Here is a 24421-nt window from a genome sequence, read left to right on the forward strand (position 1 = left end):
GAGCGGTCCGCGCAGGGCCTCGTGCCGGCGGGCGCAGGCGGGTCGCGCTGGGCCGGCGAGGGGGTCGCGGCGGGCCGCGCAGGGCCTCGCACCATCCGGCGAGGCGGGCCGCGCTGGGCCGGCGGGGCGGTCCTCGCCGAGCCTTGCACCGGCCGGCGAGGGCGGACTGCGCAGGACGCCGGGGAGACCCGGCGCCGCCCGGCGAGGCACAATAGGGCCATGCGCACCGCTCCGTCGTTCCGCGCAGTCTGCGTCGCCGTCCTCGCGCTGGCCCTCTCGGCCTGCGCGACGACGACGCCCGCCCCGTCGTCGCCGACATCGCCGGGGGCGCCCACCGCCACCTCGACGCCCACGCGCACACCGACACCGACACCGAGCGAGAGCCCGACGCCGAGCCCCACGCCGACGGACCCGCTCGCACGCCTCACGCTCGAGCAGCGGGTCGGGCAGCTCTTCATGGTCGGCTCGCCCGTCGAGGCGGCCAGCCCGCTCACGCACGAGGCCCTCGTCGCCGCCGAGGTGGGCGGCGCCTTCCTGCACGGCCGCTCGCGGCTCGGCGTCGAGGCGATCGCACAGCTGGTCGACGGGCTCACCGCGGGCGCACCGGGCGCGCCCTGGGTCGCGGCCGACCAGGAGGGCGGCTACGTGCAGGCGCTCGCGGGACCGGGCTTCGACCGCATCCCCGCCGCGATCGAGCAGGCCGGCACGGGCGCCGCACAGCTGCGCGCCGACGCGGCCCGCTGGGGAGCCCAGCTGCGCGAGGCGGGGGTCACGATGAACCTCGCACCCGTCGCCGACATCGTCACGAGCCCCGACGAGGCCTGGCGCAACGAGCCGATCGGCGCGATCGACCGCCAGTACGGCTACGACGCCGACACCGTCGCCGCGCTCGCGGGCGCCTTCGCCCACGGCATGCGCGACGCGGGCGTCGTCCCGACGTTCAAGCACTTCCCGGGCCTCGGCCGCACCGATGAGAACACGGACTTCTCCGCGAGCGTCGTCGACACGGTCGTCGCGGCGGACTCCCCCGACGTGTCGGTGTACGGACGACTGCTCGCCGACGGACCCGCCGTCGTGATGATGTCGCTCGCCGTGTACGACCGCATCGACCCGTCGACGCCGGCCGTGTTCTCGCCGGTCGTCGTCGGCGAGGTGCTGCGCGACGGGCTCGGCTTCGACGGCGTCGTGATCACCGACGACCTGTCGGCCGCGGACCAGGTGGCGGCGTGGTCGCCCGGCGACCGCGGCATCCTCGCGATCGAGGCGGGCGTCGACGTGCTGCTCGTCTCGGCCGACCCGAGCGTGTTCGCCGAGATGCACGCGGGCGTGCTCGCGCGGGCGCAGTCCGACCCCGCGTTCGCCGCGAAGGTGGATGCCGCGTGCCGCCGCATCCTCGCCCTCAAGGCGGACCCGGCCTTCGCCCGCTGAGCCTGCCTCCCCTCTCCCCTCTCCCCTCTCGCCCTCTTCCACCCTCACTTCAACCGCGGCGAAGTGCGGGTCCGCCCGGCCAGGACCCGCACTTCGCCGCGGTTCAAGCACAGAAGGGGGTGAAGCACAGAAGCGGTTCAAGCACAGAAGGCACAGAAGGGAGGGGAACCCGAGGCCCTGGCGGGAGAGAATGAGTCCATGAGCACCAAGAGCGTGGCGGAGAAGCTGCGGCTGCGGGCGGGCACGGCGATCGCGATCGTCGCGGACGACGCGCAGCGGGCGGCGCTGGGGCCGCTCCCCGAGGGCGCGCGCGTCGTCGGGCCGGACGGCGAGGCGGCATCCGCCGTGCTCTTCGTGCGCGATGCCGCCGACCTCGACGACCGCATCGCCACGGCCGACGCCGCGCTGCGCGACACCGCTCCGGTGTGGATCGTCTACCCCAAGGGCAACCGGGCCGACATCAATCGCGACAGCATCTGGCGCCGCGTCGAGGAGGCGGGCTGGACGCTCGTCGCCAACGTGGCCGTCGACGACGTGTGGTCGGCCGTGCGGATGAAGCGCGCGACATGACGACCTACCTCGCGTTCCTCCGCGCCGTCAACGTGGGCGGCAGGCGCATGTTCCCGAAGGACGACATCCGTCGCGTCGCCGAGGCGTGCGGGTTCGGCGACGTCGCGACCCATATCAACTCGGGCAACGTGCGCCTGGTCTCGGACCGCACCCGCGAGGAGGTCGAGCGCGCCCTCGAGGAGGCGTTCGAGGCCGACCGCGGCTTCGCCGTGCCGACGATCGTGTTCGACGCCGCCGAGTTCGCCGCGATCGCGGCGGATGCCGACGAGCTCTCCGCCGCGCGCCCCGGCCTCGCCCGGCACTACGTGTATCTGCTGCAGCGCGCGCTGGACGCCGAGACGGCGAGCGCCGTCGAGGCGACGTCGAGCGACATCGGCGAGATGATCGTGCGCGGTCGCGCCGCCCACGCCCTGCTGCAGCCCGGGTACAAGGACGGCGCCGTCGACCCGCTGCGCGCCGAGAAGCTGCTGGGCGTCGGGACCAACCGCAACGCGAACGTCGTGCGCACCCTGGCCGCCAAGTGGTGCTGAGCGGACACGGCGCGCAAAGACGGGAGAATGTCCCCCGTGAGACTCACCGGCGGGACGATGCCCCGCGGAAGGCGGGCGCGCGACGTCGACTCGGGCTTTCGCCGCCGATCATCGAGAGGATGCCGCATGACCGACGACCGTGACCTCGAGGAGCTGCTGACGCGGCGCTGGACCTGCCGCGCGTACCTGCCCGACGCGCTGCCGCGCGAGACGATCGAGCGGATGCTGACGCTCGCCCAGCGCACGCCGTCGTGGAGCAACACGCAGCCCTGGCAGGTGTACGTGACGGGAGGCGACGAGACCGAGCGCTTCCGCGAGGCGATGGTCGCATGGGCGCAGACCGCGGACGAGCACTACGACTACGGCCACCCCGAGAGCTTCCCGGACGTGCTGCGCGAGCGGCGCCGGGCGACGGCGCGGCAGCTGTACGAGTCGGTGGGCATCGCCTGGGGCGACCGGGCGGCATCCGCGAAGCAGGCGCAGGAGAACTTCCGCTTCTTCGGCGCGCCGCACGTCGCGATCGTCACGGCGCCCGCAGAGCTCGGCACGTACGGCGCCGTGGATGCCGGGGCCTACATCACCTGCCTGCTGCTCGCCGCCGAGGCCCTGGGCCTCGGTGCGACGGCGCAGGCCGCGATCGCGGGGCACTCCGAGCGCGTGCGCGCGTTCTTCGACATGCCCGAGAACCTGCGCGTGGTCGCGGCCGTGTCGTTCGGCCTGCCCGACCTCGCGCACCCCGTGAACCAGTACCGCACGCACCGCGCCACACTCGACGAGGCGGTGGTGTTCCGCGGCGCGTGAGGGTGCGGGGATGATGGCACGCCCCTGTGGAGGGATCGGACTCCTGTCGGATGCCGCGGCTAGGGTGGACGGCGTGAACTCCGGCACCTGGCACGACGATCCCTACGCCGACGTGCCCTGGGATCCCGACGAGCTGGAACCGCCGGACGAGCTCGAGGGGCCGCCCGACCTCGATGCATCTGGTCTCGATACGCCTGGTCTCGATACGCCGCGCTTCGCGCGGCACTCGACCAGCGGGGGCGGTGCGGCGGGCGGTGACGGGGCGGCTCCGGCGTCCTCGCGGTTCGTGGGGAGCGATCCGGTCGCGGTGCTGGGGGAGGTGTTCGGGTACGACGCGTTCCGCGGCGACCAGGGGGACATCGTCGCGCACGTGATCGGCGGCGGCGACGCCGTCGTGCTCATGCCGACCGGCGGCGGAAAGTCGATCACGTATCAGGTGCCCGCGCTCGTGCGCGAGGGCACGGGCCTCGTGATCAGCCCCCTCATCGCGCTCATGCACGACCAGGTCGACGCGCTCGTCGCCAACGGCGTGCGCGCCGCCTACCTCAACTCGACACAGTCGGGCGCCGAGCGCGCCGACGTCGAACGGGCCTATCTGGCGGGCGAGCTCGACCTGCTGTACGTCGCGCCCGAGCGGCTGTCGGCGGCGCAGACCACGACGCTGCTGCAGCGCGGGCGGCTCAGCGTCATCGCGATCGACGAGGCGCACTGCGTGAGCCAGTGGGGCCACGATTTCCGCCCCGACTACCTCGCGCTCGGCGACCTGGCCGAGCGGTTCCCCGACGTGCCGCGCATAGCGCTCACCGCCACCGCGACGCGCGAGACGCACCGCGAGCTCACCGAGCGTCTCGCCCTGCCGAACGCGCGGCACTTCGTCGCGAGCTTCGACCGGCCGAACATCCAGTACCGCATCGAGCCGAAGGTCGACGTGCGGCGGCAGCTCGTGCGGTTCATCCGGGGGCTCGGGGGCGGCGACGCGACCGCGTCGAGCGGGGGCGCGGAGACGCCCGCAGAGCCGGCGGGCATCGTCTACGCGCTGAGCCGCAAGTCGGTGGAGCAGACCGCGGAGTACCTGCGCACGCAGGGTCTCGACGCGCTGCCGTACCACGCGGGCCTGCCCGCCGAGATGCGCGCCGCCCACCAGGCGCGGTTCCTGCGCGACGACGGCGTCGTCATGGTTGCCACGATCGCGTTCGGCATGGGCATCGACAAGCCCGACGTGCGGTTCGTCGCGCACATCGACCTGCCCAAGTCGGTCGAGGGCTACTACCAGGAGACCGGCCGTGCGGGCCGCGACGGCGACCCCGCCGTCGCCTGGATGGCCTACGGCCTCGGCGACGTCGTGCAGCAGCGCCGCCTCATCGACCAGTCGCCGGGCGAGGTCGCGTACAAGATCCGCATGGGCCAGCACCTCGACGCGATGCTCGCGCTGTGCGAGACGGTGGGATGCCGTCGCCAGAACCTGCTCGGCTACTTCGGGCAGCCGTCCGACCCGTGCGGCAACTGCGACACCTGCCTCACGCCGCCCGAGACGTGGGACGGCCTCGTGCCGGCGCAGAAGCTGCTGTCCACGATCGTGCGGCTGCAGCGCGAGCGCGGCCAGGCGTTCGGCGCCGGGCACCTCATCGACATCCTGCGCGGGGCGTCGACCGAGCGCATCGTCGCGCAGCAGCACGACCGGCTCGCGACCTACGGACTCGGGTCCGACCTGAGCGATCAGGACTGGCGCAGCGTCATCCGCCAGCTGCTCGCGAGCGGCGTGCTCATGGCGCGCGGCGAGTACGGCGTGCTCGCGCTCGGCGAGAAGGCGGGGCCGGTGCTGCGCGGCGAGACCGACGTGCCGCTGCGGCGCGACGTGCTGGGGCGCAGCGGGACGACGCGCGTGCGCAAGACGTCGGCATCCGATTCCCTCGACGAGGGCGACCGCGACCTGTTCGAGGCGCTGCGCGCATGGCGCGCGGGCGTCGCGAAGGAGCAGAGCGTGCCGGCGTACATTGTGTTCGGCGATGCGACGCTGCGCGCCCTCGCCGAGCACCGCCCGCGCACCCTCGACGGACTCGACGCCATCACGGGCATCGGCGCGAAGAAGAAGGAAGCCTACGGCGAGGCGGTGCTCGCCGTCATCGCCGCGTCGGGGTGATCCCGGGTTCTCCACAGATCGCCGGTCAGCCGGATGTCGCGGGCGCAGACCGGGCAGGATGGGTGCCATGAGCGAGGGGGACGAATACCATGGCGGCTATGGCGATCGACGCACCGACGTTCCTGCCCTACGGGCGGGAGTTGACGCGCGCAGACCTGGAAGCGCTGCCCGATGACGGGCACCGCTATGAGCTCCTCGACGGGGCGCTTGTCGTGACGCCTTCGCCGCGATTCCGGCATCAGGATGCCGTTGGCGGTCTCCACGTCGTGCTCCGGAACGCGCTCCCTTCCGATCACATGGTCCTCGTCGCGCCCTTCGACGTCGTACTCGCCAGCGACACCGTGCTGCAGCCCGACCTGCTGGTCGCGCCGCGAGCCGCGTTCACCGAGACGCACCTTCCCGGGCCCCCGTCGCTGGCGGTCGAGGTGCTGTCGCCGTCGACCCGCGGCATCGACCTGCTGCTGAAGAAGGAACGGCTCGAGCGCGCCGGCTGTCCGCACTACTGGGTCGTCGACCCAGACGCCCCGTCGATCGTCGCCTGGGACCTCGTCGACGGCACCTACCGCGAGACCGCCGGCGCCGCTGGCGACGAGCACTTCGAGGTCACGACGCCCTTCCCCGTCGCCTTCTCCCCCGCCTCGCTCATCGGCTGAGCAGGCGTTCGCCGAGCGCCTCGGCCTCGGCGGCGAAGGCGGCGCGCACGGCGGCGAGCGCGGGATGTGCGCCCCTCGAGGCCCGCGCGGCCGTGAAGATCTCCCGGTGCGGGTCGCCGGGCAGTGACAGCAGCCGCAGCCGGGCCGTCGCGCCCGCGTGCACGAGGCCGGGCAGCAGGGCGACCGCGCCTCCCGACTCGATGATGCGCAGGTGCGCCTGCAGGTCGGCGGTCTCGTATCGCACGTCGGGCTCGAACCCCGCGACGCGGCAGGTCTGCTCGGCCCAGTGCCGGGTCGCGGCTCCCGGCGGCTCCATGACCCACGGCAGCTCGGCGAGGTCTTCGATGCGGGTCGCGGCGTCGAACCGCGCGTCGCCCGTGCCGCGCGCGGGCAGTCCGAGCCGGATCGGATCGCGCGTGAGCGGCTGCCGGTCGAGACCGCGGAAGTGCACCGCCGAGTGTCCCGGATACTGCTCGGCGACGACGAGGTCGAACCCGCCCGCCCACGTCTCCTGCAGCGCGGCGCCGGGCTCGTACTGCACGACCTCCACCCGCAGTGCGGGGTGCTCGTCGCGCAGCCGGCGCAGCGCGGGCGGCACGATCGTGAGCATCGCGGTCTGGAACGCCGCGACCCGCACCGTTCCGCTGACCTCGGCGCGCACGCGGTGCAGCGCCGCCTCGGCCCGCTCGAGCCCCGCGATCAGGTGCCCGGTCTCCTCGACGAGCGCGAGCCCCGCGGCGGTCAGCTCGAGGGTGCGTCCCGTGCGGCGCAGCAGCGCGACGCCCGCCTCGCGCTCGAGCAGGGCGAGCTGCTGCGAGACCGCCGACGGGCTGTAGTTGCGCGCCTCCGCGACGGCCGTGACGGTGCCCCGCGCGTGCAGCTCCCACAGCAGCCGCAGCCTCCTCATGTCCAGCATCCCGCCTCCTCGCCCACGCCCCGCACCGACCCCGCCCCACCGGCACCCGGCCCGGCATCCGGCATCCGGCCCGCCGTACCGTTCACAATTCAGGAAATCCGCCGCAGATCCGGCCCGAACCGCCCCGCAGCCACCGGATCTCCTGAATTGTGAACGGCATGCCGCCGACGCCGACCGCACAGTGAAGCAGATCTGAAGGATATCGCTCAGAATCATTCGCTGTACTTTAGGCTCGCGTCGGCGGGACACTGGGCACATGACCGCCGACCGCCCCGCCGACCGCCCCGCCGACCGCCCCGCCGTTCGCCCCCAGGACCTCGCCGACGAGGCCGTGCGCCTCGCGCAACGCTGGACGCACGAAGCCGCGAGCGTGCCCGTCGACGCGTCGGCCGCGCGCCTCGCGGGCGTGCTGAAGGACCCGCACGGCCTCGACTTCACGGTCGGGTTCGTCGACGGCGTCGTGCGCCCCGAGGATCTCGGCGCCGCGGCGAAGCGGCTCGGCGAGCTCGTGCCGCTCACGCCGCGGTTCCTGCCCGCGCCGCTGCGCGCCGCGATCGCGGCGGGCGGCACGCTCGCGAGGCCGCTGCCGAACGTGGTCGTTCCCGCCGCCCGCCGCGTGCTGCGGCAGATGGTGAGCCACCTCATCATCGACGCGAGCGACGCGAGGCTCGGCCCGGCGATCGCGCGGATCCGCCGCGACGGCGTGCGCCTCAACCTCAACCTGCTCGGCGAGGCGATCCTCGGCGCGCACGAGGCGGAGCGGCGCCTGGCCGGCACCCGTCGGCTGATCGAGCGTCCCGACGTCGACTACGTGTCGATCAAGGTGTCGGCGACCGTCGCCCCGCACAACCACTGGGCGTTCGACGAGACGGTCGACCACGTCGAGCGTCAGCTCATGCCCCTGTTCGTGCGCGCCCGCGCCACCGGCACGTTCGTCAACCTCGACATGGAGGAGTACAAGGACCTCGACCTCACCCTCGCGGTCTTCCAGCGCCTGCTCGGGCGGCCGGAGCTCCGCGACTATGAAGCGGGCATCGTGCTGCAGGCGTATCTGCCCGACGCGCTCGGCGCGATGATGCGGCTGCAGGCGTGGGCGGCCGAGCGCGTCGCACAGGGCGGGGCGCCCATCAAGGTGCGGGTCGTGAAGGGCGCGAACCTTCCGATGGAGAGGGTGGATGCCGCGCTGCGCGGCTGGCCGGTCGCCACCTGGGCATCGAAGCAGCAGTCGGACACGAGCTACAAGGCCGTGCTCGACTACGCGCTGACGCCCGAGCGCGTCGCGAACGTGCGGATCGGCGTCGCCGGTCACAACCTGTTCGACGTCGCGCTCGCGTGGCTGCTCGCGAAGGCCCGCGGCGCCGCGGGCGGCGTCGAGTTCGAGATGCTGCTGGGCATGGCGACGGGCCAGGCCGAGGCGGTGCGCCGCGAGGTCGGGCACCTCCTGCTCTACACGCCGGTGGTGCACCCCGGCGAGTTCGACGTCGCGATCGCGTACCTCATCCGGCGGCTGGAGGAGGGCGCGAGCCCCGAGAACTTCATGTCCGCGGCGTTCGAGCTCGACACCGACGCCGCCCTGTTCGAGCGCGAGAGGCAGCGCTTCCTCGCCTCGCTCGCGGAGCTCGACGGCATCACGGGCGACGGCGCCCCGGCATCCTTCTGCGTGCCGACGCCGCGCCGCACGCAGGATCGGCGCGTGCTCGACGACGAGGGGGCGGATGCCCGAGTCGAGGCGCGCGTGGCCGCGGGCCGCGACGGCGGTTTCGCGAACACGCCCGACACCGATCCCGACCTCCCCGGCAACCGCGCGTGGGGTCGCGAGATCGCGGGCCGGATGGCCTCGTCGACGCTCGGGGCCGACCTCGTGCGCGAGGCGCGGGTCGACGATCGCGCCGGCCTCGACGCGGTGCTCGACCGGGCGACCGCGGCCGCGGCGTCGTGGCAGGCCCTCGGCGCCGACGAGCGCGCCCGCATCCTGTGCCGGGCGGGCGAGGCGCTCGAGCGGCGGCGCGCCGACCTGCTCGAGGTGATGGGCGCGGAGTGCGGCAAGACGCTCGAGCAGGGCGATCCCGAGGTGTCGGAGGCGATCGACTTCGCGAACTACTACGCGATGCTCGGTCAGCAGCTGGAGCGCGTCGACGGCGCGACGTACCGGCCGCAGCGGGTCGTCGCGGTCATCCCGCCGTGGAACTTCCCCGTCGCGATCCCCGCAGGCGGCGTGCTCGCCGCGCTGGCGTCCGGCTCGGCGGTCGTGATCAAGCCCGCGACGACCGCGGCCCGCTCGGGCGCCGTGATGGTCCAGGCGCTGTGGGATGCCGGGGTGCCGCGCGACGTGCTGCAGCTCGTGCAGTTCCGGGACCGCGACCTCGGCTCCGCGCTCGTCGCCGATCCGCGCGTCGACCGGCTCGTGCTCACGGGCGCCTACGAGACCGCCGAACGGTTCCGCGAGCTGCGTCAGGACCTGCCGATCCTCGCCGAGACGAGCGGCAAGAACGCGATCATCGTGACGCCGAACGCCGACCTCGATCTCGCGGCGCGCGATGTCGTGCAGTCGGCGTTCGGGCACGCCGGCCAGAAGTGCTCCGCGGCGTCTCTGGTGATCCTCGTCGGATCCGTCGCGCGGTCGGCGCGGTTCCGCGGGCAGCTGCTGGATGCCGTGCGCTCGCTGCACGTCGGCACGCCCGACGACCTGCGCACGCAGATGGGCCCGGTCATGACGGCGCCGGAGGGCAAGCTGCTGCGCGGACTGACGACGCTCGGCCCCGGCGAGCGCTGGCTCGTCGAGCCCGCTCCGCTCGTGAGCGACAGCCCGCTCGCGGTCGACGGCGAGGGCGGCGACCGGCTGTGGGGCCCGGGGGTGCGCGACGGCGTGCGCCGCGGCTCGGAGTACCACCTCACGGAGTACTTCGGCCCGATCCTCGGCATCATGACCGCCGAGACGCTCGACGAGGCGATCGACGTCGTGAACGAGATCGACTACGGCCTCACGAGCGGCCTGCACTCGCTCGACTGCGACGAGCTCGCGCTCTGGCTGCGGCGCGTCGAGGCCGGCAACCTGTACGTGAACCGTGGCATCACGGGTGCGATCGTGCGCCGCCAGCCGTTCGGCGGCTGGAAGAAGTCGGCGATCGGCACGGGCACGAAGGCCGGCGGGCCGAGCTATCTGTTCGGTCTCGGCGAGTGGGCGGATGCCGCCGTGTCCGCCCCGCCGCGCGCGCCGCGCCCCGCGGCGGCGCCCCTGCTCGCGGCCGCCGAGAGGGCGGGCGTGCCCGACCTGGAGTGGCTGCGCGCCGCGCTCGGCACCGACGCCGCGGCGTGGGACGACGAGTTCGGCGCCGCGCGCGACGTGTCGCGGCTGGGCGTCGAGCGCAACGTGCTGCGCTATCTGCCGGTGTCCGTCGTGGTGCGGATCGCGGCCGACGCGCCCGCGACCCACGGCATCCGCGTGCTCGCCGCCGCCCTCGCGGCGGGCGCGACGCCCGTCGTGAGCACGCCGGTGGCGCTGCCGACGCCCGTCGTCGCCGCGCTGTCGGATGCCGGCGTGCCCGTGCACTTCGAGGATGCCGCCGCCTGGCGCGACCGGCTCGCGGGCCTCGCCGAACGGTCGGGACCGCACGCCGGCGCGCGCGTGCGCATCGTCGCGGGCGCCTCGCGCGAGGCCGAGGTCGCGGCGGCGTACGCGGCCACGGGCGGCAAGCCCGACGTCGCGGTGCACGGCGGCGAGGTCGTCTCGGCCGGCCGGGTCGAGATGCTCCCGCACCTGCGCGAGCAGGCGGTGTCGATCACCGCGCACCGCTTCGGCACTCCGAACGCGCTGTCCGACGGCCTGGTGTAGCCGCGGCGCCGGATGTCGGGAGCGCACAATCGCGCGCGACGCTGAGCCCCGCGCCGGTTGTCTCAGGTGCACAACGCAGTTGAGTCCGTGTTGTGAGACACCTACTGTCGTGCGTGAACTTCCCTCACCCGAGAGCCCACCCGAAAGGGATGAGATGACCGACGCCGCCATTCGTCCGAAGAAGCCCGCGACCGCGGAGCGACCGCCCGTCGCCGACGCCGCCGAGGCGACCGAGCCGCGCCTCGACACGGCATCCGTCACCGACATGCTGCTGGGCACGTGGGCCGAGACGCGCCGCTATGCGCGCGAGATGATCAAGGACGAGCGCTTCTGGAAGATCGAGGGCCAGTCGATGGCCGAGCACCGCGAGCGCGTGCTGGGCCAGCTCAGGCTGCTCGTCGAGCACGGCGCGTCGCGCCGTGCGTTCCCCGAGGAGTACGGCGGCCTGAACGACAACGGCGCCAACCTCGCCGGCTTCATGGAGCTGGTGCTCGCCGACCCGAGCATGCAGATCAAGTCGGGCGTGCAATGGGGCCTGTTCGGCTCGGCGATCTACCAGCTCGGCACGGAGAAGCACCACGACGCGTGGCTGCGCGACGTGATCAGCCTCGAGCTGCCGGGCGCGTTCGCGATGACCGAGATGGGCCACGGCTCCGACGTCGCCGCGATCGGCACGACCGCCACGTACGACCCCGAGACCGAGGAGTTCGTCATCCACACGCCGTTCCGCGGCGCATGGAAAGACTTCCTCGGCAACGCCGCGCTGCACGGCCAGGCCGCGACGGTGTTCGCGCAGCTCATCACGGGCGGCGTCAACTACGGCGTGCACTGCTTCTTCGTGCCCATCCGTGACGCGTCGGGCCGGATGCTGCCGGGCGTGCGCAGCGAGGACGACGGCGTCAAGGGCGGCCTGAACGGCATCGACAACGGCCGCCTCGCGTTCGACCACGTGCGCGTGCCGCGCTTCAACCTGCTCGACCGGTACGGTCAGGTCGCCGCCGACGGCGGCTACACGAGCGACATCCCCTCGCCCGGCCGCCGCTTCTTCACGATGCTCGGCGCGCTCGTGCAGGGCCGCGTCTCGCTCGACGGCGCGGCGACGACGGCATCCGCGCTCGCACTGCACATCGCGACGACCTACGCGAACCAGCGCCGCCAGTTCGACCGGGGCGCGGGCACCGACGAGGTCGTGCTGCTCGACTACGGCAAGCACCAGCGCCGGCTGCTGCCGCGGCTCGCGCAGACGTACGCGCAGTTCTTCTCGAACGACGAGCTGCTGCAGAAGTTCGACGAGGTGTTCTCGGGGCGCGGCGACACGCCGGAGGCGCGGGAGGACCTCGAGACCCTCGCCGCCGCGCTCAAGCCCCTGTCGACGTGGAACGCGCTCGACACGATCCAGGAGTGCCGCGAGGCGTGCGGCGGCGCCGGCTTCATGGCCGAGAACCGTCTCACGAGCCTGCGCGCCGACCTCGACATCTACGTGACGTTCGAGGGCGACAACAACGTGCTGCTGCAGCTCGTCGGCAAGCGCCTGCTCGCCGACTTCGCGCAGCAGTTCAAGGGAGCGGATGCCGGCAAGCTGGCCGGCTTCGCCGCCCGGCAGGCCGCCGACCGCATCTTCCACGGCGCGGGCCTGCGACAGCTCGGGCAGAGCGTCGCCGACTTCGGCTCGACCGCCCGCTCGGTGGAGCTGGGACTGCGCGCCGAGCAGCAGCACGAGCTGCTCGCGGGGCGGGTGCAGCAGATGGTCGCCGATCTCGCGGCGCGGCTGCGACCGGCATCCAAGGCGTCGCCGGAGGAGTCGGCGGCGATCGTCAACGCGTGCCAGGCCGACCTCATCGAGGCCGCCCGCGCGCACGGCCAGCTGCTGCAGTGGGAGGCGTTCACCGACGCCGTGAACCGCGCGCCAGACGAGGGCACGGGGCGCGTGCTGACGTGGCTGCGCGACCTGTTCGGGCTGTCGCTCATCGAGAGGCACCTGTCGTGGTACCTCATCAACGGACGCCTGTCGACGCAGCGCGCCGCGGCCGTGTCGCGCTACATCGACCGGCTGTGCCTGCGCCTGCGCCCGCACGCGCAGGACCTCGTCGACGCCTTCGGCTTCGAGCCCGAGCACGTGCGCGCCCCCATCGCCCTCGGCGGCGAGCAGGCCCGCCAGGACGAGGCCCGCACGTACTATGCCGATCTGGCCGCGAGCGGTGAGGCTCCCGTCTCGGAGAAGTCCCTCCGCAAGAAGTAGCCGCCCCGGCCCCCCACTCCCGCCCGAGACGGCGCGGCGGGCCGGGGCGCGGCGGGGCGGGGCGGGGCGTGCGAGACTCGACGGGGAGGGATCGTGGACCACGACGACCGAGAGCTGATGCGGGCGTTCGCCCGCTACCTGGAGCATGTCAACGCGCTGCAGCAGCGGGAGCAGCGCGAGACGCGCACGCCGCTGGGCGATCTCATCAGCGAGCACCTGGGGGCGGACGCCCAGGGCATCGCGGTCGTGCAGGAGCCGCTCGCCGACCACCGTCTCGTCGACGCGGACATCGCGCTCGAGGCGCTGTCGACGGCATCCGGCGGGCGCCTCGTGGGCGTCACGGGCGGGGAGCAGCGCCTGCACAACGGCATGGCCGAGCTCGTGGGCAACGGGTACGCGATGTTCGCGCCCGGCGCGGTCGACTACGCCGAGCGGGCGACGGGCCCGGCGTCGAGCCGCCGCGTCGTCGCGATGGGCGTGTGGCTGCTGCACCACGAGGGGCGGCCGCTCGCGGTCGTGCAGCGTGCGGCGATCCCGCATCACGGACGCGAGGCGGCGTGCCTCGAGGTGATGGGCGAGCACGCCGACACGGTCTCCTCGTTCCTCGAGCGGGTGCGCGCGCTGATGATCGAGCGCAGCGTGCTGCGCGGCCAGGTGCTCTCGTTCGTGCCGACCGAGTACGGCCGGGATGCCGGGGCGACCTTCCTGCCCCGTCCCGCCGTCGCGGCGGACGACGTCATCCTCCCCGAGGGGCTGCTCGACGACGTCGTGCAGCACGTCGTGGGCATCGGCGACCACCGCGCGCTGCTGCGCGAGGCGGGACAGCATCTCAAGCGCGGCGTGCTGCTGTACGGTCCGCCGGGCACCGGAAAGACGCTGACGATCCGCCACCTGCTGTCGCGCACGCCGGGCACGACGGTCGTGCTGCTCACGGGCACGAGCATCCGGTTCATCGGCCTGGCCGCCGAGATCGCGCGCACGTTCCAGCCCTCGATCGTGGTGCTGGAGGACATCGACCTGGTCGCGATGGAACGGCACGCGTCGCCGCAGCCGCTGCTGTTCGAGGTGCTGGAGGCGCTCGACGGCCTGAACGGGGATGCCGACGTCGCGTTCGTCATGACGACGAACCGCGTCGAGGTGCTCGAGCGCGCCCTCGCGGAGCGCCCCGGCCGCGTCGACCTCGCCGTCGAGGTGCCGCTGCCGTCGCTCGCCGAGCGCGAGAGGCTGTACCGCCTGTACTCCCGGGAGCTGCCGTTCTCGCCGGAGGCGCTGCGTGCCGCGGCCGAGGCGACCGAGGGGGTCACGGCGTCGTTCGCGAAGGAGCTGATCCGCCGTGCCGTGCTGCGGGCGGCGACGGATGCCGAGCCCGTCGCCGACGCGCATCTCAGCGCCGCCCTGGCGGAGCTGGCCGACGAGCGCCACCAGCTCACCAGGCGCCTCCTGGGCGAGGGCACCGGGTCGGAGGAGAGGTCCGGACCCGACCCCGACACCCACTTCGGCGGATCGCACTTCGTCCACTTCCCGTACTGAACCGGGACCCGAAGATCACGAAGAAGCGACGAAGCGCCATCGGGTGTCGGATTCCGTGCGTCGCGGACACTGCGTCTATGGATGTCGGCGCCCCCGGCTACCGTGTCGCCATGGGCACCGACATCCGCATCGCATCCGACGGCCTCGCGCGCTGCGCGTGGGTCGGCGACGACGACGAGTACCGCCGCTACCACGACGAGGAGTGGGGCCGGCCGCTGCACGGCGACCGCGCCCTCTTCGAGAAGATGTGCCTCGAGGGCTTCCAGGCCGGGCTCAGCTGGATCACGATCCTGCGCAAGCGACCGCGCTTCCGCGAGGTCTTCGCCGGCTTCGAGCCCGAGGCCGTCGCCGGGTTCGGTCCCGACGACGTCGAGCGCCTGATGCAGGATGCCGGCATCATCCGCAATCGCGCCAAGATCGAGGCCGCCATCTCCAACGCGCGCCTCGCCCTCGAGCTGGCGCCCGGCGAGCTCGACGACCTGCTGTGGTCGTTCGCGCCGCAGAGCCACACGGCCCCGGCATCCCTCACCGACATCCCCGCGGTCACGGCCGAGTCCACCGCCATGAGCAAGACCCTGCGAAAGCGCGGCTTCCGGTTCGTCGGGCCCACGACGATGTACGCGCTCATGCAGTCGGCCGGCATGGTCGACGACCACGTGCCGGGATGCCACCGTGCGGCGACGCGAGAGTGACGCACAAGGGTGAACCGATGACAGTCTGACGAACCCCTGCACTCCCGACGCCGGGGCGGCTCCGGAGATCCTCATCGGCCGCGATGACCAGGTGCACTCGTTCGAGGTCTTGCTCCAGCGCCTTCAACGTGCGGCTCCGAGCAGTCAGGGCGTACAGTTCGACGGCGACCCACCGCCTGACCCTGTCGTCGTCACGATTCGAGAAGCGCCCGACCTCCCGAAGGTGCAGACTTGACGCCATGCCTGACGCGCCCGCCACCCCCGCCACCCATCCCGCCGACGCGCACGAGGTCATCCGCGTCATCGGAGCGCGCGAGAACAACCTGAAAGAGGTCACCGTCGACATCCCCAAGCGCCGTCTCACGGTGTTCACGGGGGTCAGCGGCTCCGGCAAGTCGTCGCTCGTGTTCGGCACGATCGCGGCCGAGTCGCAGCGGCTCATCAACGAGACCTACCCCGCCTTCGTGCAGCAGTTCATGGCCGCGCCCGACCGTCCCGACGTCGACGCGCTCGAGAACGTGTCGCCCGCCGTCGTGGTCGATCAGGAGCGCATGGGCGCCAACGTGCGCTCGACGGTCGGCACCGCCACCGACGTGCACGCGATGCTGCGCCTGCTCTACAGCCGCATCGCCGAGCCGCGCATCGGCGGGCCCCGCGCCTACTCGTTCAACGTGCCCTCGGCGAGCGGCAGCGGCCGGCTCGTCGTCGAGGGCAAGGGCGAGAAGAAGGGCGAGGCCGTGTCGTTCTCGATCGTGGGCGGCATGTGTCCCCGTTGCGAGGGCCTCGGCGAGACCAGCGACATCGACCTCGACGAGCTGTTCGACCGCGACAAGTCGCTCGCCGACGGGGCGATCACGATCCCCGGCTACACCGCCGACGGCTGGATGGTGAAGGCGTACACGGAGTCGGGCTTCCTCGACGCCGACAAGCCGATCCGCGACTACACCGAGACCGAGCTGCACGACTTCCTCTACAAGGAGCAGACGAAGGTCAAGATCGGCGGCATCAACATGACCTACGAGGGGCTCATCCCCAAGGTCACCAAGTCGATGCTGCAGAAGGACCGCGAGTCGCTGCAGCCGCACATCCGCGCGTTCGTCGACCGCGCCGTGACGTTCGTGAGCTGCCCCGAGTGCGACGGCACGCGCCTCGCCGAGGGCGCCCGCACCTCGCGCATCGACGGCGTGAGCATCGCGGATGCCGCGCGCATGCAGATCTCCGACCTCAAGGCCTGGGTCGACGGCCTCGACCGCCCCGAGGCCGCGCCCCTGCTCGCGACGCTGCGCGACGCCCTCTCCTCGTTCGTCGAGATCGGCCTCGGCTACCTGTCGCTCGAGCGCGCCTCGGGCACGCTGTCGGGCGGCGAGGCGCAGCGCATCAAGATGGTGCGCCACCTCGGCTCCAGCCTCAGCGACATCACCTACGTCTTCGACGAGCCCACGGCGGGCCTGCACCCGCACGACATCCAGCGCATGAACGCCCTGCTGCTGCGCCTGCGCGACAAGGGCAACACGGTGCTCGTCGTCGAGCACAAGCCCGAGGTCATCGCCTGCGCCGACCACATCGTCGACCTCGGCCCCCGCGCGGGCGTGCACGGCGGGCGGATCACCTACACGGGCGACCTCGCGGGCCTGCGCGCATCCGACACCCTCACGGGCCGCCACCTCGACGAGCGGGCGCAGCTCAAGGCATCCACGCGGGCCGCTCAGGGCGCCCTGCAGATCCGCGGCGCGAGCCAGAACAACCTCGAGGACGTCGACGTCGACATCCCGCTCGGCGTGCTCACGGTCGTCACGGGCGTCGCCGGCTCGGGCAAGTCGTCGCTGATCCACGGCAACCTGCCCGCCTTCGACGACGTCGTGATCGTCGACCAGGCGCCGATCAAGGGCTCCCGCCGCTCGAACCCGGCGACGTACACGGGCGTGCTCGACGGCATCCGCTCCGCGTTCGCGAAGGCGAACGGCGTGAAGCCGGCGCTGTTCAGCGCGAACTCGGCGGGCGCGTGCCCCGAGTGCCGCGGCCTCGGCGTGATCATCACCGAGCTCGGCTTCGCGTCGACGGTCGAGACGACGTGCGACGTGTGCGAGGGCCGGCGGTTCACCGACGAGGTGCTGCAGTACACGCTCGACGGCAAGAACATCCACGAGGTGCTCACGATGTCGGCCGACCTCGCGGCGGAGTTCTTCGCCAAGGGTCCCGTGCACACCGTGCTCGCACGCATGGTCGACGTCGGTCTCGGCTATCTGACCCTCGGCCAGTCGCTCTCGACGCTGTCGGGCGGCGAGCGCCAGCGCCTCAAGCTCGCGATCGCGATGGCGCAGAAGGGCGCGATCTACGTACTCGACGAGCCGACGACGGGCCTGCACCTGGCCGACGTCGCCGGACTGCTCGCGCTGCTCGACCGGATGGTGGATGCCGGAAGCTCCGTCATCGTCATCGAGCACCACCAGGCGGTCATGGCGCACGCCGACTGGATCATCGACCTCGGACCCGGCGCGGGCCACGACGGCGGCCGCATCGTGTTCGAGGGCACGCCCGCCGACCTCGTCGCCGCCGGCGACACCCTCACGGCCCAGCACCTCGCCCGCTACGTCGCCGCGGAGTAGCCCTCCACCCCTCGCGAGGGTGCTGGTTGTTCCCGCGAGGGTGCTGGTTGTCTTCGCGAGGGTGCTACTTGTCTTCGCGAGGGTGCCAGTTGTTTTCGCGAGAAGAACTGGCACCCTCGGCGAGATAGTTGGCACCCTCGCGGGAACAAGTGGCACCCTCGCGAGATTTGCGAGCACCCCCGCGGGGACAACCAGCACCCTCGCGGGGACGAACCGCTACGCGGCCATCCAGCGGCCGGGGTTGAGGAGGCCGTGCGGGTCGGTGCGCTGTGCGAGGCGGCGGATGCGCTCGGGCTCCAGGTCGACGTACCACTGGTGCGGCGAGTGCACCGAGATGCCCAGCTCCGCGAGCGGGCGGATGCCGGCGAGGATCTGCTCGCGGCTCTCGAAGGGCGCGTTGAGCATGCCGAACATCGTCCCGTGGCCCGCCTCGAGGTGCACGATGCCGCCCGGGTACACCGCCTGCACCTCGTCGAGGCGGGTGACGAGCGCCTCGCCCGAGCACTCCAGATGGAAGTACACGCCGGGGTGTGCCTTCTGCAGCCACCACGTCGGATGGTTGTACGAGAGGGTCGACAGCTTGAGGGACTGGTCGATGCCGTCGCGCACGGCCTCGATGCGCCCGCCCGTGTCGCGCACGAGATCGTGCACCTGCGGCAGCGCGGCCTCGTCGAAGATGCCGCGCAGGTTCGCGCGGCCCGCGACGAACGCGGGGTCCTCGGGCAGCGCGGCCACGATCGCGGGACCGTCGGCCGAGAGCAGGCGGGGCAGCGGGGTGACCTCGGCGAGCCGCCGCAGCGCCGCGAACGCCTCGTGCTGCGTCGCGTAGCTGACGTAGACGCAGCGCCAGTCCTGCAGCGGCTCGAGCCGCACGGTCGCGCGGCCGATGACGCCGGCGACGCCGTAGGTGTGCACGAGCGGCTGCGCGGCATCCCCCTCGAGCCGCACGAGCTCGGGCTCGTCGGTCGCGTAGACGACGTCGAGCGCCGTCACGAACCCCATGTGGTTGCGCCCGTGCACGATCGTGCCGGTGCCGGCCGACCCGCCGGCGAGGAATCCGCCGATCGTCGACTGCACGGTCGACGGATACATCCACAGCTGCCGGTTCCGCCGCCACGCGGCCGCCTCGAGCGTGATCATGCGAGCGCCGGCCTCGGCCGTGACGGTGTCGCCGCCCTCGTCGCCCTCGAAGCCCACCTGCGTGAGCGAGGTCATGTCCAGCACGAGCCCGCCGAAACGGGGCACGACCTGGCCGTAGTTGCCGGTTCCCTTGCCGCGCGTCGTGATCGGGACGCCGTGCTGCACGGCCGCCCTCACGATCTCGGGCAGCGCGTCGAGCGTGCGGGGGAAGCACACGAGGTCGGCGTGCCCGATCGGCTGCGCCGACAGCACGGGGCTCATCTGCGATCCGTCGCGCCCGGCCCGCGCGAGCGCGCGCGGCAGCCCGCTCACGCCGCGGGGGCCGAGCAGCCCGACGAGGTCGTCGGCGAGCGCGTCGACGTCGTCGGGTCCGAACGGCGGACGGCCGTCGTCGGTGGGGTCGCTGAAGAGGGGCGCGTGGGTCATGGTCGTCCGTTCTGTGACGGGGCGGGAGGGAGGGGCCGCGGCCGAGGAGCGCGGGACGGATGCGAGGGGGACGGATGCCGTCATCACAGCTCCAGCACGAGGCGGCCGCTCGCACACCGCGAGACGCAGATCATCATCGACTCGTTCTCGGCCCGCTCCTCGGGGGTGAGCACGCTGTCGCGGTGGTCGACCTCGCCGCTCACGACGCCCGTCTCGCACGTGCCGCACATGCCCTCGCGGCACGACGACGGCACGACGACGCCGCGCCTCTCGACGGCCTCGAGCACGCTGCATCCGGGCGGCACGCGGAAGGTCGCCCCCGACAGCGCGAGCGAGACCTCGAAGGGCCGGTCCTCGCGCGTGTCGAGCGAGCGCTGGCTGAACCGCTCGACGAACGCGTCGACGGCGGGCTGCTGCGCGCATGCCGCCTCGACGTCGTCGAGCAACCCCGCGGGTCCGCACGCGTACACGGCGGTGCCGCGCGGCAGGCCCGCGAGCTCGCGGTCGAGGGCGAGGCGCCCGTCGGCGCGCGACGCGTGGAGCGTGACCCGGTCGGGCGCCCACGCGCGCAGCACGTCGCCGTAGGCGAGGTCGTCCCGTGATCGCGCGGTGTAGATCACGCGCCACGGCCTGCCCGAGCGGCGCGCCTCGGCGGCGAGCGCGAGGATCGGCGTGATGCCGACGCCGGCGGCGACGAACACGTACTGCAGCGCGCGCACGAGGGGGAAGTGGTTGCGCGGGGGGCTGATCCACGTCTCGCTGCCCGGGGTGAGCGCGGCGCGCGCGGCGCGCGATCCGCCGCGCCCGTCGTCGCGGCGGTCGATCGCGACGCGATAGCTCGCGAGGTCGCCGGGGTCGGAGCAGAGCGAGTACTGCCGCACGAGCCCGTTCGAGAGCCCGGGACCGCCCGGCAGGCCGAGGTCGATGTGGGCGCCCGGGGTCCACGCGGGCAGGGGCGCGCCGTCGGCGGCGACGAGCACGAACTCGTCGATGCGGTCGGTCAGCCGGCGACGTTCGGCGATGCGGACGACGATGGCGTCCGGGGCGAGGTCGGGCGCCTCGGGGGCGGCGATGGTGAGGTCGAGCACGAAGATCTCCTGATGCGGATCTCCGTCATGCGGTCCAGTGGGGACGTCCCAGCCAAGGTCGTCAGTCGTCGGCCGCCGCCTGGACGATCAGCAGCCGTGCCACGCCGCCGTTGGTCACCCGTCGGCGGTGCGGCGTGCCGCCAGCGTAATAGAGGCTGTCGCCGGAACGCAATCGCACGACGTGATCGTCGCCGAGGTCGACCTCGACGTCGCCGGCGATGACGAAGATCCACTCGTCCTGCGGATGCACGTAGTACGGGCCGAACTCGTCGCGCCGCTGGATGATCTCCTGCGGGAAGAACGCCGCCTTCCCGCGCACGAGCAGACGGGAATAGCCGTCGGCGTCGACGCCGTCCGACTGGGGGATGCGGGCGCCGCGGTCGCCCGGGATCACGTAGGCGCCCGGGGGCGTGCGCGGGGGCTCCGCCTCCCCGTCGTCGGCCGGATAGGCGGCGAGCAGCAGGTCGACCTGCGTCGTCTCGAGCGCCTGCGCGATGCGCTCGAGCGTGAGCATGCTGGGCCGCGCGAGCCCGCGCTCGAGCTGCGACAGGAAGGGATGCGAGAGATCGGCGCGCGCCGCGAGGCGCTGCAGCGTCAGGCCCTGCGCGCGACGGCGGCGACGGATCTCGGCCCCCAGCGACAGCTGAGCGGGGTCGGGGGTGTCGAGTGCCACGGCTCCAGCTTGGCACGCCGGCGGCGTCGCGCCGCCATGACGCGGGCGTGGAGTTGTTACGCGATCGCCACACGGTTTTACGCAGGGGAAACATCCGGGGCCTAGCTTCGGTTTTGTTGACGCCGTCAACATTCACTCATTCTTCCGTCACTCCCGCCGTCCGTCATTCCAGCCAAGGTCCGACCCCCACACCCAGGAGACCGCAGCACATGTCCACGATCCGCTTTCGCCGCCGACGCCTCGTCGCGGCCACCGCCACCGCCGCCCTCGCCGTGACCCTCGCGGCGTGCGCCAGCAGCACGCCGAACCAGCCCGCCGGCACCGGCACGACCGACGCCACCGCCACCGCAGAGGCGACGGATACCGCCGAGCCGGCCGAGCTCACCGTCATCCTGCCCTGGTATCCGACGCCCGAGAGCGGCGGCTACTTCGCCGCGCAGACCGAGGGCCTGTACGAGGCCGCCGGCCTCGACGTGACCCTGCAGCCCGGCGGGCCACAGGTGTCGGGCGAGCAGCTCGTCGCCACCGGCCGCGCGCAGATCGGCCACACCGACGCCGCGGGCATCATCCAGGCCCGTCAGGAGGGCATCCCGATCGTCGCGATCGCGACCCTCTACCAGGACAACCCCGTGGGCGTGCTCTCGCACGCCGACCAGGGCATCACGTCGTTCGAGCAGATGGACGGCCGCGAGCTCGTCGCCTACCCCGGCGCGCTCTACCCGATCTGGCTCGAGCAGGAGCTCGGCATCACGCTCAAGACCGTGCAGAGCCAGGGCTCCATCGCCGTGTTCCTCGAGAAGCCCGAGCTGCTGCAGCAGGGCTGGCCCACCAACGAGGTGAAGAAGGCCGAGGAGGCGGGCGTCCCCGTCAACTTCCTGCCCTACTCCGAGTCGGGGTTCAACCCCTACGGCGACGTGCTCTTCACGTCGGAGCAGTACCTCGCCGAGCACCCCGAGGAGATCAAGAGGTTCCTCGAGGCGAGCTTCACCGGCTGGCACGACTACATGGCCGACGTCGACGTCGCGACCCGCGCGCACGACGCGATCCTCGAGGCGAACGCCGAGCAGAGCATCACGTCGATCTGGTACGCGTGGGACAAGCAGCGCGCCTTCATCACCTCCGAGGAGGGCGCCGACCAGCTCGGCACGATGACCGAGGAGCGCTGGACCACGCTCATCGCGCAGCTGGAGAAGATCGGCCAGCTGACCGACGGCACGCCCGACGTCGCCGATCTGTTCGACGTCTCGCTGCTCGCCGACATCCCCGCGCCCACCGAGCTGCCGGCCCCGCCGGCGGTGCAGGACTGACCCGGTCCGGGGCCGCTCGCGATCACGCGAGCGGCCCCGGACCCTCCCCCGTCTCCCCGACCCCGGAGTCATCATGCCGACCATCGCCTCCTCCTCCGCGACCCAGGCCCCCGCGACCGAGGCCCCCGCGACCGGGACCGGCGCGCTCGTCTCCTTCGCGGGCGCCGACAAGGTCTACGCGAACGGGTTCCGCGCCCTCGCGCCGATCGACCTCGACGTGCCGCGCGGCGAGATCACCGTTCTCGTCGGTCCCTCGGGCTGCGGCAAGACCACGCTGCTGCGCATGGCCGCGGGCCTCACCGATCCCACCGAGGGCGTCATGGAGCGCGCGACCGATCGCCTGTCGTACGTCTTCCAGGACCCCACGCTCGTGCCGTGGCGCAACGTGCGCGCCAACGTCGAGCTCGTCTCCAAGCTGCAGGGCGTGCCCCGCGCCGTGCGACGCGAGCGTGCCGCCGCCGCGATCTCGATGGTCGGCCTCGACGGCTTCGAGCGCGCGTACCCGCGCGAGCTCTCCGGCGGCATGCGGATGCGGGTGTCGCTCGCCCGCGCCGTGACGAACGACCCCGACCTCCTGCTCATGGACGAGCCCTTCGCCGCGCTCGACGAGTTCACGCGCGAGAAGATGTCGACCGAGCTGCTGCGGCTGTGGCGCGAGAAGCGCTTCAGCGTGCTCTTCATCACCCACTCGATCTACGAGGCCTGCACCCTCGGCCACCAGATCGCCATCATGAACACCGGACCCGGCCACATCGTCGACGTCGTCCGGTCGCCGAGTCCGCCCTCCGATGCCGGCGTCCGTCGCGACGACGACGCCCTGCGCGACCTGCAGCAGCGCATCTCGATGACCCTGGGGAGCCTGCGCCCATGACCGCCGCGACCACCTCCCGCCCCGCCGCCGCGGGCGCCGTCCCGGATGCCGGAGCGACCGCGACGGCGAACGCCGCCCCGCGTGCCGAGGCCCGCGCGTCGCGCCGAGCGGCCGACGCCTCGTCCGGTGCGTGGCGCCGCCGCTGGCGCCGCTTCTGGCCGCCCGCCGCGGCCCTACTGCTGGGGATCGCGCTGTGGCAGCTGGTCATCGTCGTGTTCGACATCCCCGGATACCTGCTGCCCTCTCCGCAGGCGTTCGCCGAAACGCTGTGGGAGCAGCGCGTCGCGATCTGGGAGCCGACGCGCGTGACGATGACCGCGGCGTACCTCGCCTTCCTGCTCGCGCTCGTCGTCGGCGTGGCCGCGGCCCTGCTGATGGCCCGCTGGAACCTCACCGAGCGCGCCCTGTTCCCCTACCTCGTGATCGTGCAGACGATCCCGATCGTCGCGATCGCGCCGCTGTTCGTCGTCTGGATCGGCGCGGGGCTCACGACCAACATGCTGATCGGCGCGATGCTCGCGGTCTTCCCGATCGCCGCGAACACGCTCATGGGGCTCAAGTCGGTGGACCGCAACCTCGTGCAGCTCTACGCGATGGCCGGCGCGCCGCCGCGCGTCACGCTGTTCACGCTGCGCCTGCCCGGCGCGCTGCCCTCGATCCTCACGGGGATGCGCATCGCCGCGGGCGCCTCCGTGATCGGCGCGATCGTGGGCGAGTTCGTCGCCGGCGTCGGCGGCGGCGAGGGCGGCCTCGGCTTCATCCTCACCCAGAGCGCCGTGCAGATGCGCATCTCGCAGCTGTTCGTCGCCGCGATCATGGCGAGCCTCGTCTCGCTGCTGCTGTTCGCCGCGGTCGTGCTGCTCGAGCGCGTGCTGCTCGGTCGCTGGCACGAGTCGGCGCTCCCCCACGACGACTGAGCCCGCCCCCGGATGCCGGGCGTGCCGGCATCCGGGCCCCGGCATCCCCGCATCCGGCATCC

The 24421-nt window shown here is 72.8% G+C and carries 18 protein-coding genes; 14 read left to right on the forward strand and 4 right to left on the reverse strand.

Going from position 1 to position 24421, the window contains the following annotated elements:
* The first annotated feature begins 219 nt into the window (after positions 1–219).
* The 6 genes from AOA12_RS20830 to AOA12_RS20855 all read left to right on the forward strand — a co-directional run bounded on the left by AOA12_RS20830 (position 220) and on the right by AOA12_RS20855 (position 6122).
* Positions 220–1428 carry a glycoside hydrolase family 3 N-terminal domain-containing protein gene (locus tag AOA12_RS20830; protein WP_054686657.1) on the forward strand — a complete coding sequence of 403 codons (1209 nt, stop codon included), beginning with the start codon at positions 220–222 and terminating at the stop codon, positions 1426–1428.
* Between the two features lie 198 nt (positions 1429–1626).
* Entirely contained in the window at positions 1627–1998 is a 372-nt protein-coding gene (locus AOA12_RS20835; protein WP_054686658.1) for a DUF3052 family protein, read from the forward strand.
* Entirely contained in the window at positions 1995–2528 is a 534-nt protein-coding gene (locus tag AOA12_RS20840) for a DUF1697 domain-containing protein (protein ID WP_054686659.1), read from the forward strand. The genes AOA12_RS20835 and AOA12_RS20840 overlap by 4 nt, the downstream gene beginning before the upstream one ends.
* A gap of 126 nt (positions 2529–2654) precedes the next feature.
* Positions 2655–3329, forward strand: a complete 675-nt coding sequence (locus AOA12_RS20845; RefSeq protein WP_054686660.1) for a nitroreductase family protein — start codon at positions 2655–2657, stop codon at positions 3327–3329.
* 13 nt (positions 3330–3342) lie between these two features.
* Positions 3343–5469, forward strand: coding sequence for a DNA helicase RecQ (recQ, locus tag AOA12_RS20850; protein ID WP_442922293.1), 2127 nt, complete (start codon positions 3343–3345; stop codon positions 5467–5469).
* Positions 5470–5567: 98 nt separating this feature from the next.
* Complete coding sequence (locus tag AOA12_RS20855) at positions 5568–6122, forward strand: Uma2 family endonuclease (RefSeq protein ID WP_156366624.1); 555 nt, start codon at positions 5568–5570, stop codon at positions 6120–6122.
* On the opposite strand, the gene AOA12_RS20860 is transcribed toward AOA12_RS20855, so the two are convergent.
* Positions 6112–7038 (reverse strand): LysR family transcriptional regulator, encoded by a 927-nt coding sequence (locus AOA12_RS20860; protein ID WP_054686662.1) that lies wholly within the window; start codon positions 7036–7038, stop codon positions 6112–6114. The genes AOA12_RS20855 and AOA12_RS20860 overlap by 11 nt on opposite strands.
* Before the next feature lie 256 nt (positions 7039–7294).
* Here AOA12_RS20860 and AOA12_RS20865 point away from each other — a divergent pair, with 256 nt between their 5' ends.
* The 5 genes from AOA12_RS20865 to AOA12_RS20885 all read left to right on the forward strand — a co-directional run bounded on the left by AOA12_RS20865 (position 7295) and on the right by AOA12_RS20885 (position 17937).
* Positions 7295–10870, forward strand: a complete 3576-nt coding sequence (locus tag AOA12_RS20865) for a proline dehydrogenase family protein (RefSeq protein WP_054686663.1) — start codon at positions 7295–7297, stop codon at positions 10868–10870.
* 154 nt (positions 10871–11024) lie between these two features.
* The gene (locus AOA12_RS20870; protein WP_054686664.1) at positions 11025–13109 is read left to right on the forward strand and encodes an acyl-CoA dehydrogenase family protein; all 2085 of its coding nucleotides are present in this window, start codon (positions 11025–11027) and stop codon (positions 13107–13109) included.
* Positions 13110–13202: 93 nt separating this feature from the next.
* Positions 13203–14639, forward strand: a complete 1437-nt coding sequence (locus AOA12_RS20875) for an AAA family ATPase (RefSeq protein ID WP_054686665.1) — start codon at positions 13203–13205, stop codon at positions 14637–14639.
* 110 nt (positions 14640–14749) lie between these two features.
* On the forward strand, positions 14750–15331 hold the full coding sequence (locus tag AOA12_RS20880) for a DNA-3-methyladenine glycosylase I (protein ID WP_054686666.1): 582 nt from the start codon (positions 14750–14752) through the stop codon (positions 15329–15331).
* Between the two features lie 239 nt (positions 15332–15570).
* The gene (locus AOA12_RS20885; protein WP_054686667.1) at positions 15571–17937 is read left to right on the forward strand and encodes an ATP-binding cassette domain-containing protein; all 2367 of its coding nucleotides are present in this window, start codon (positions 15571–15573) and stop codon (positions 17935–17937) included.
* Between the two features lie 216 nt (positions 17938–18153).
* Here the strand turns inward: AOA12_RS20885 and AOA12_RS20890 are convergent, their stop codons facing one another.
* The 3 genes from AOA12_RS20890 to AOA12_RS20900 form a co-directional block, all read right to left on the reverse strand.
* Positions 18154–19503: an FAD-binding oxidoreductase gene (locus AOA12_RS20890; RefSeq protein WP_054686668.1), complete on the reverse strand. Its 1350-nt coding sequence runs from the start codon at positions 19501–19503 to the stop codon at positions 18154–18156.
* 83 nt (positions 19504–19586) lie between these two features.
* Positions 19587–20591: a PDR/VanB family oxidoreductase gene (locus tag AOA12_RS20895; protein ID WP_054686669.1), complete on the reverse strand. Its 1005-nt coding sequence runs from the start codon at positions 20589–20591 to the stop codon at positions 19587–19589.
* A gap of 61 nt (positions 20592–20652) precedes the next feature.
* On the reverse strand, positions 20653–21264 hold the full coding sequence (locus AOA12_RS20900; protein ID WP_054686670.1) for a helix-turn-helix domain-containing protein: 612 nt from the start codon (positions 21262–21264) through the stop codon (positions 20653–20655).
* A gap of 209 nt (positions 21265–21473) precedes the next feature.
* Here AOA12_RS20900 and AOA12_RS23955 point away from each other — a divergent pair, with 209 nt between their 5' ends.
* From AOA12_RS23955 to AOA12_RS20915, 3 genes are all read left to right on the forward strand, one after another.
* Positions 21474–22571, forward strand: coding sequence for an ABC transporter substrate-binding protein (locus AOA12_RS23955; RefSeq protein WP_054686671.1), 1098 nt, complete (start codon positions 21474–21476; stop codon positions 22569–22571).
* A 73-nt stretch (positions 22572–22644) separates the two neighbouring features.
* The gene (locus AOA12_RS20910) at positions 22645–23442 is read left to right on the forward strand and encodes an ABC transporter ATP-binding protein (protein WP_082406438.1); all 798 of its coding nucleotides are present in this window, start codon (positions 22645–22647) and stop codon (positions 23440–23442) included.
* A complete protein-coding gene (locus AOA12_RS20915; RefSeq protein WP_054686672.1) occupies positions 23439–24359 on the forward strand; it encodes an ABC transporter permease in 921 nt (306 codons plus the stop codon). Before AOA12_RS20910 ends, AOA12_RS20915 begins: the two co-directional genes overlap by 4 nt.
* Positions 24360–24421 lie beyond the last annotated feature (62 nt).

This window comes from Microbacterium sp. No. 7, from assembly GCF_001314225.1.
Lineage (GTDB): Bacteria > Actinomycetota > Actinomycetes > Actinomycetales > Microbacteriaceae > Microbacterium.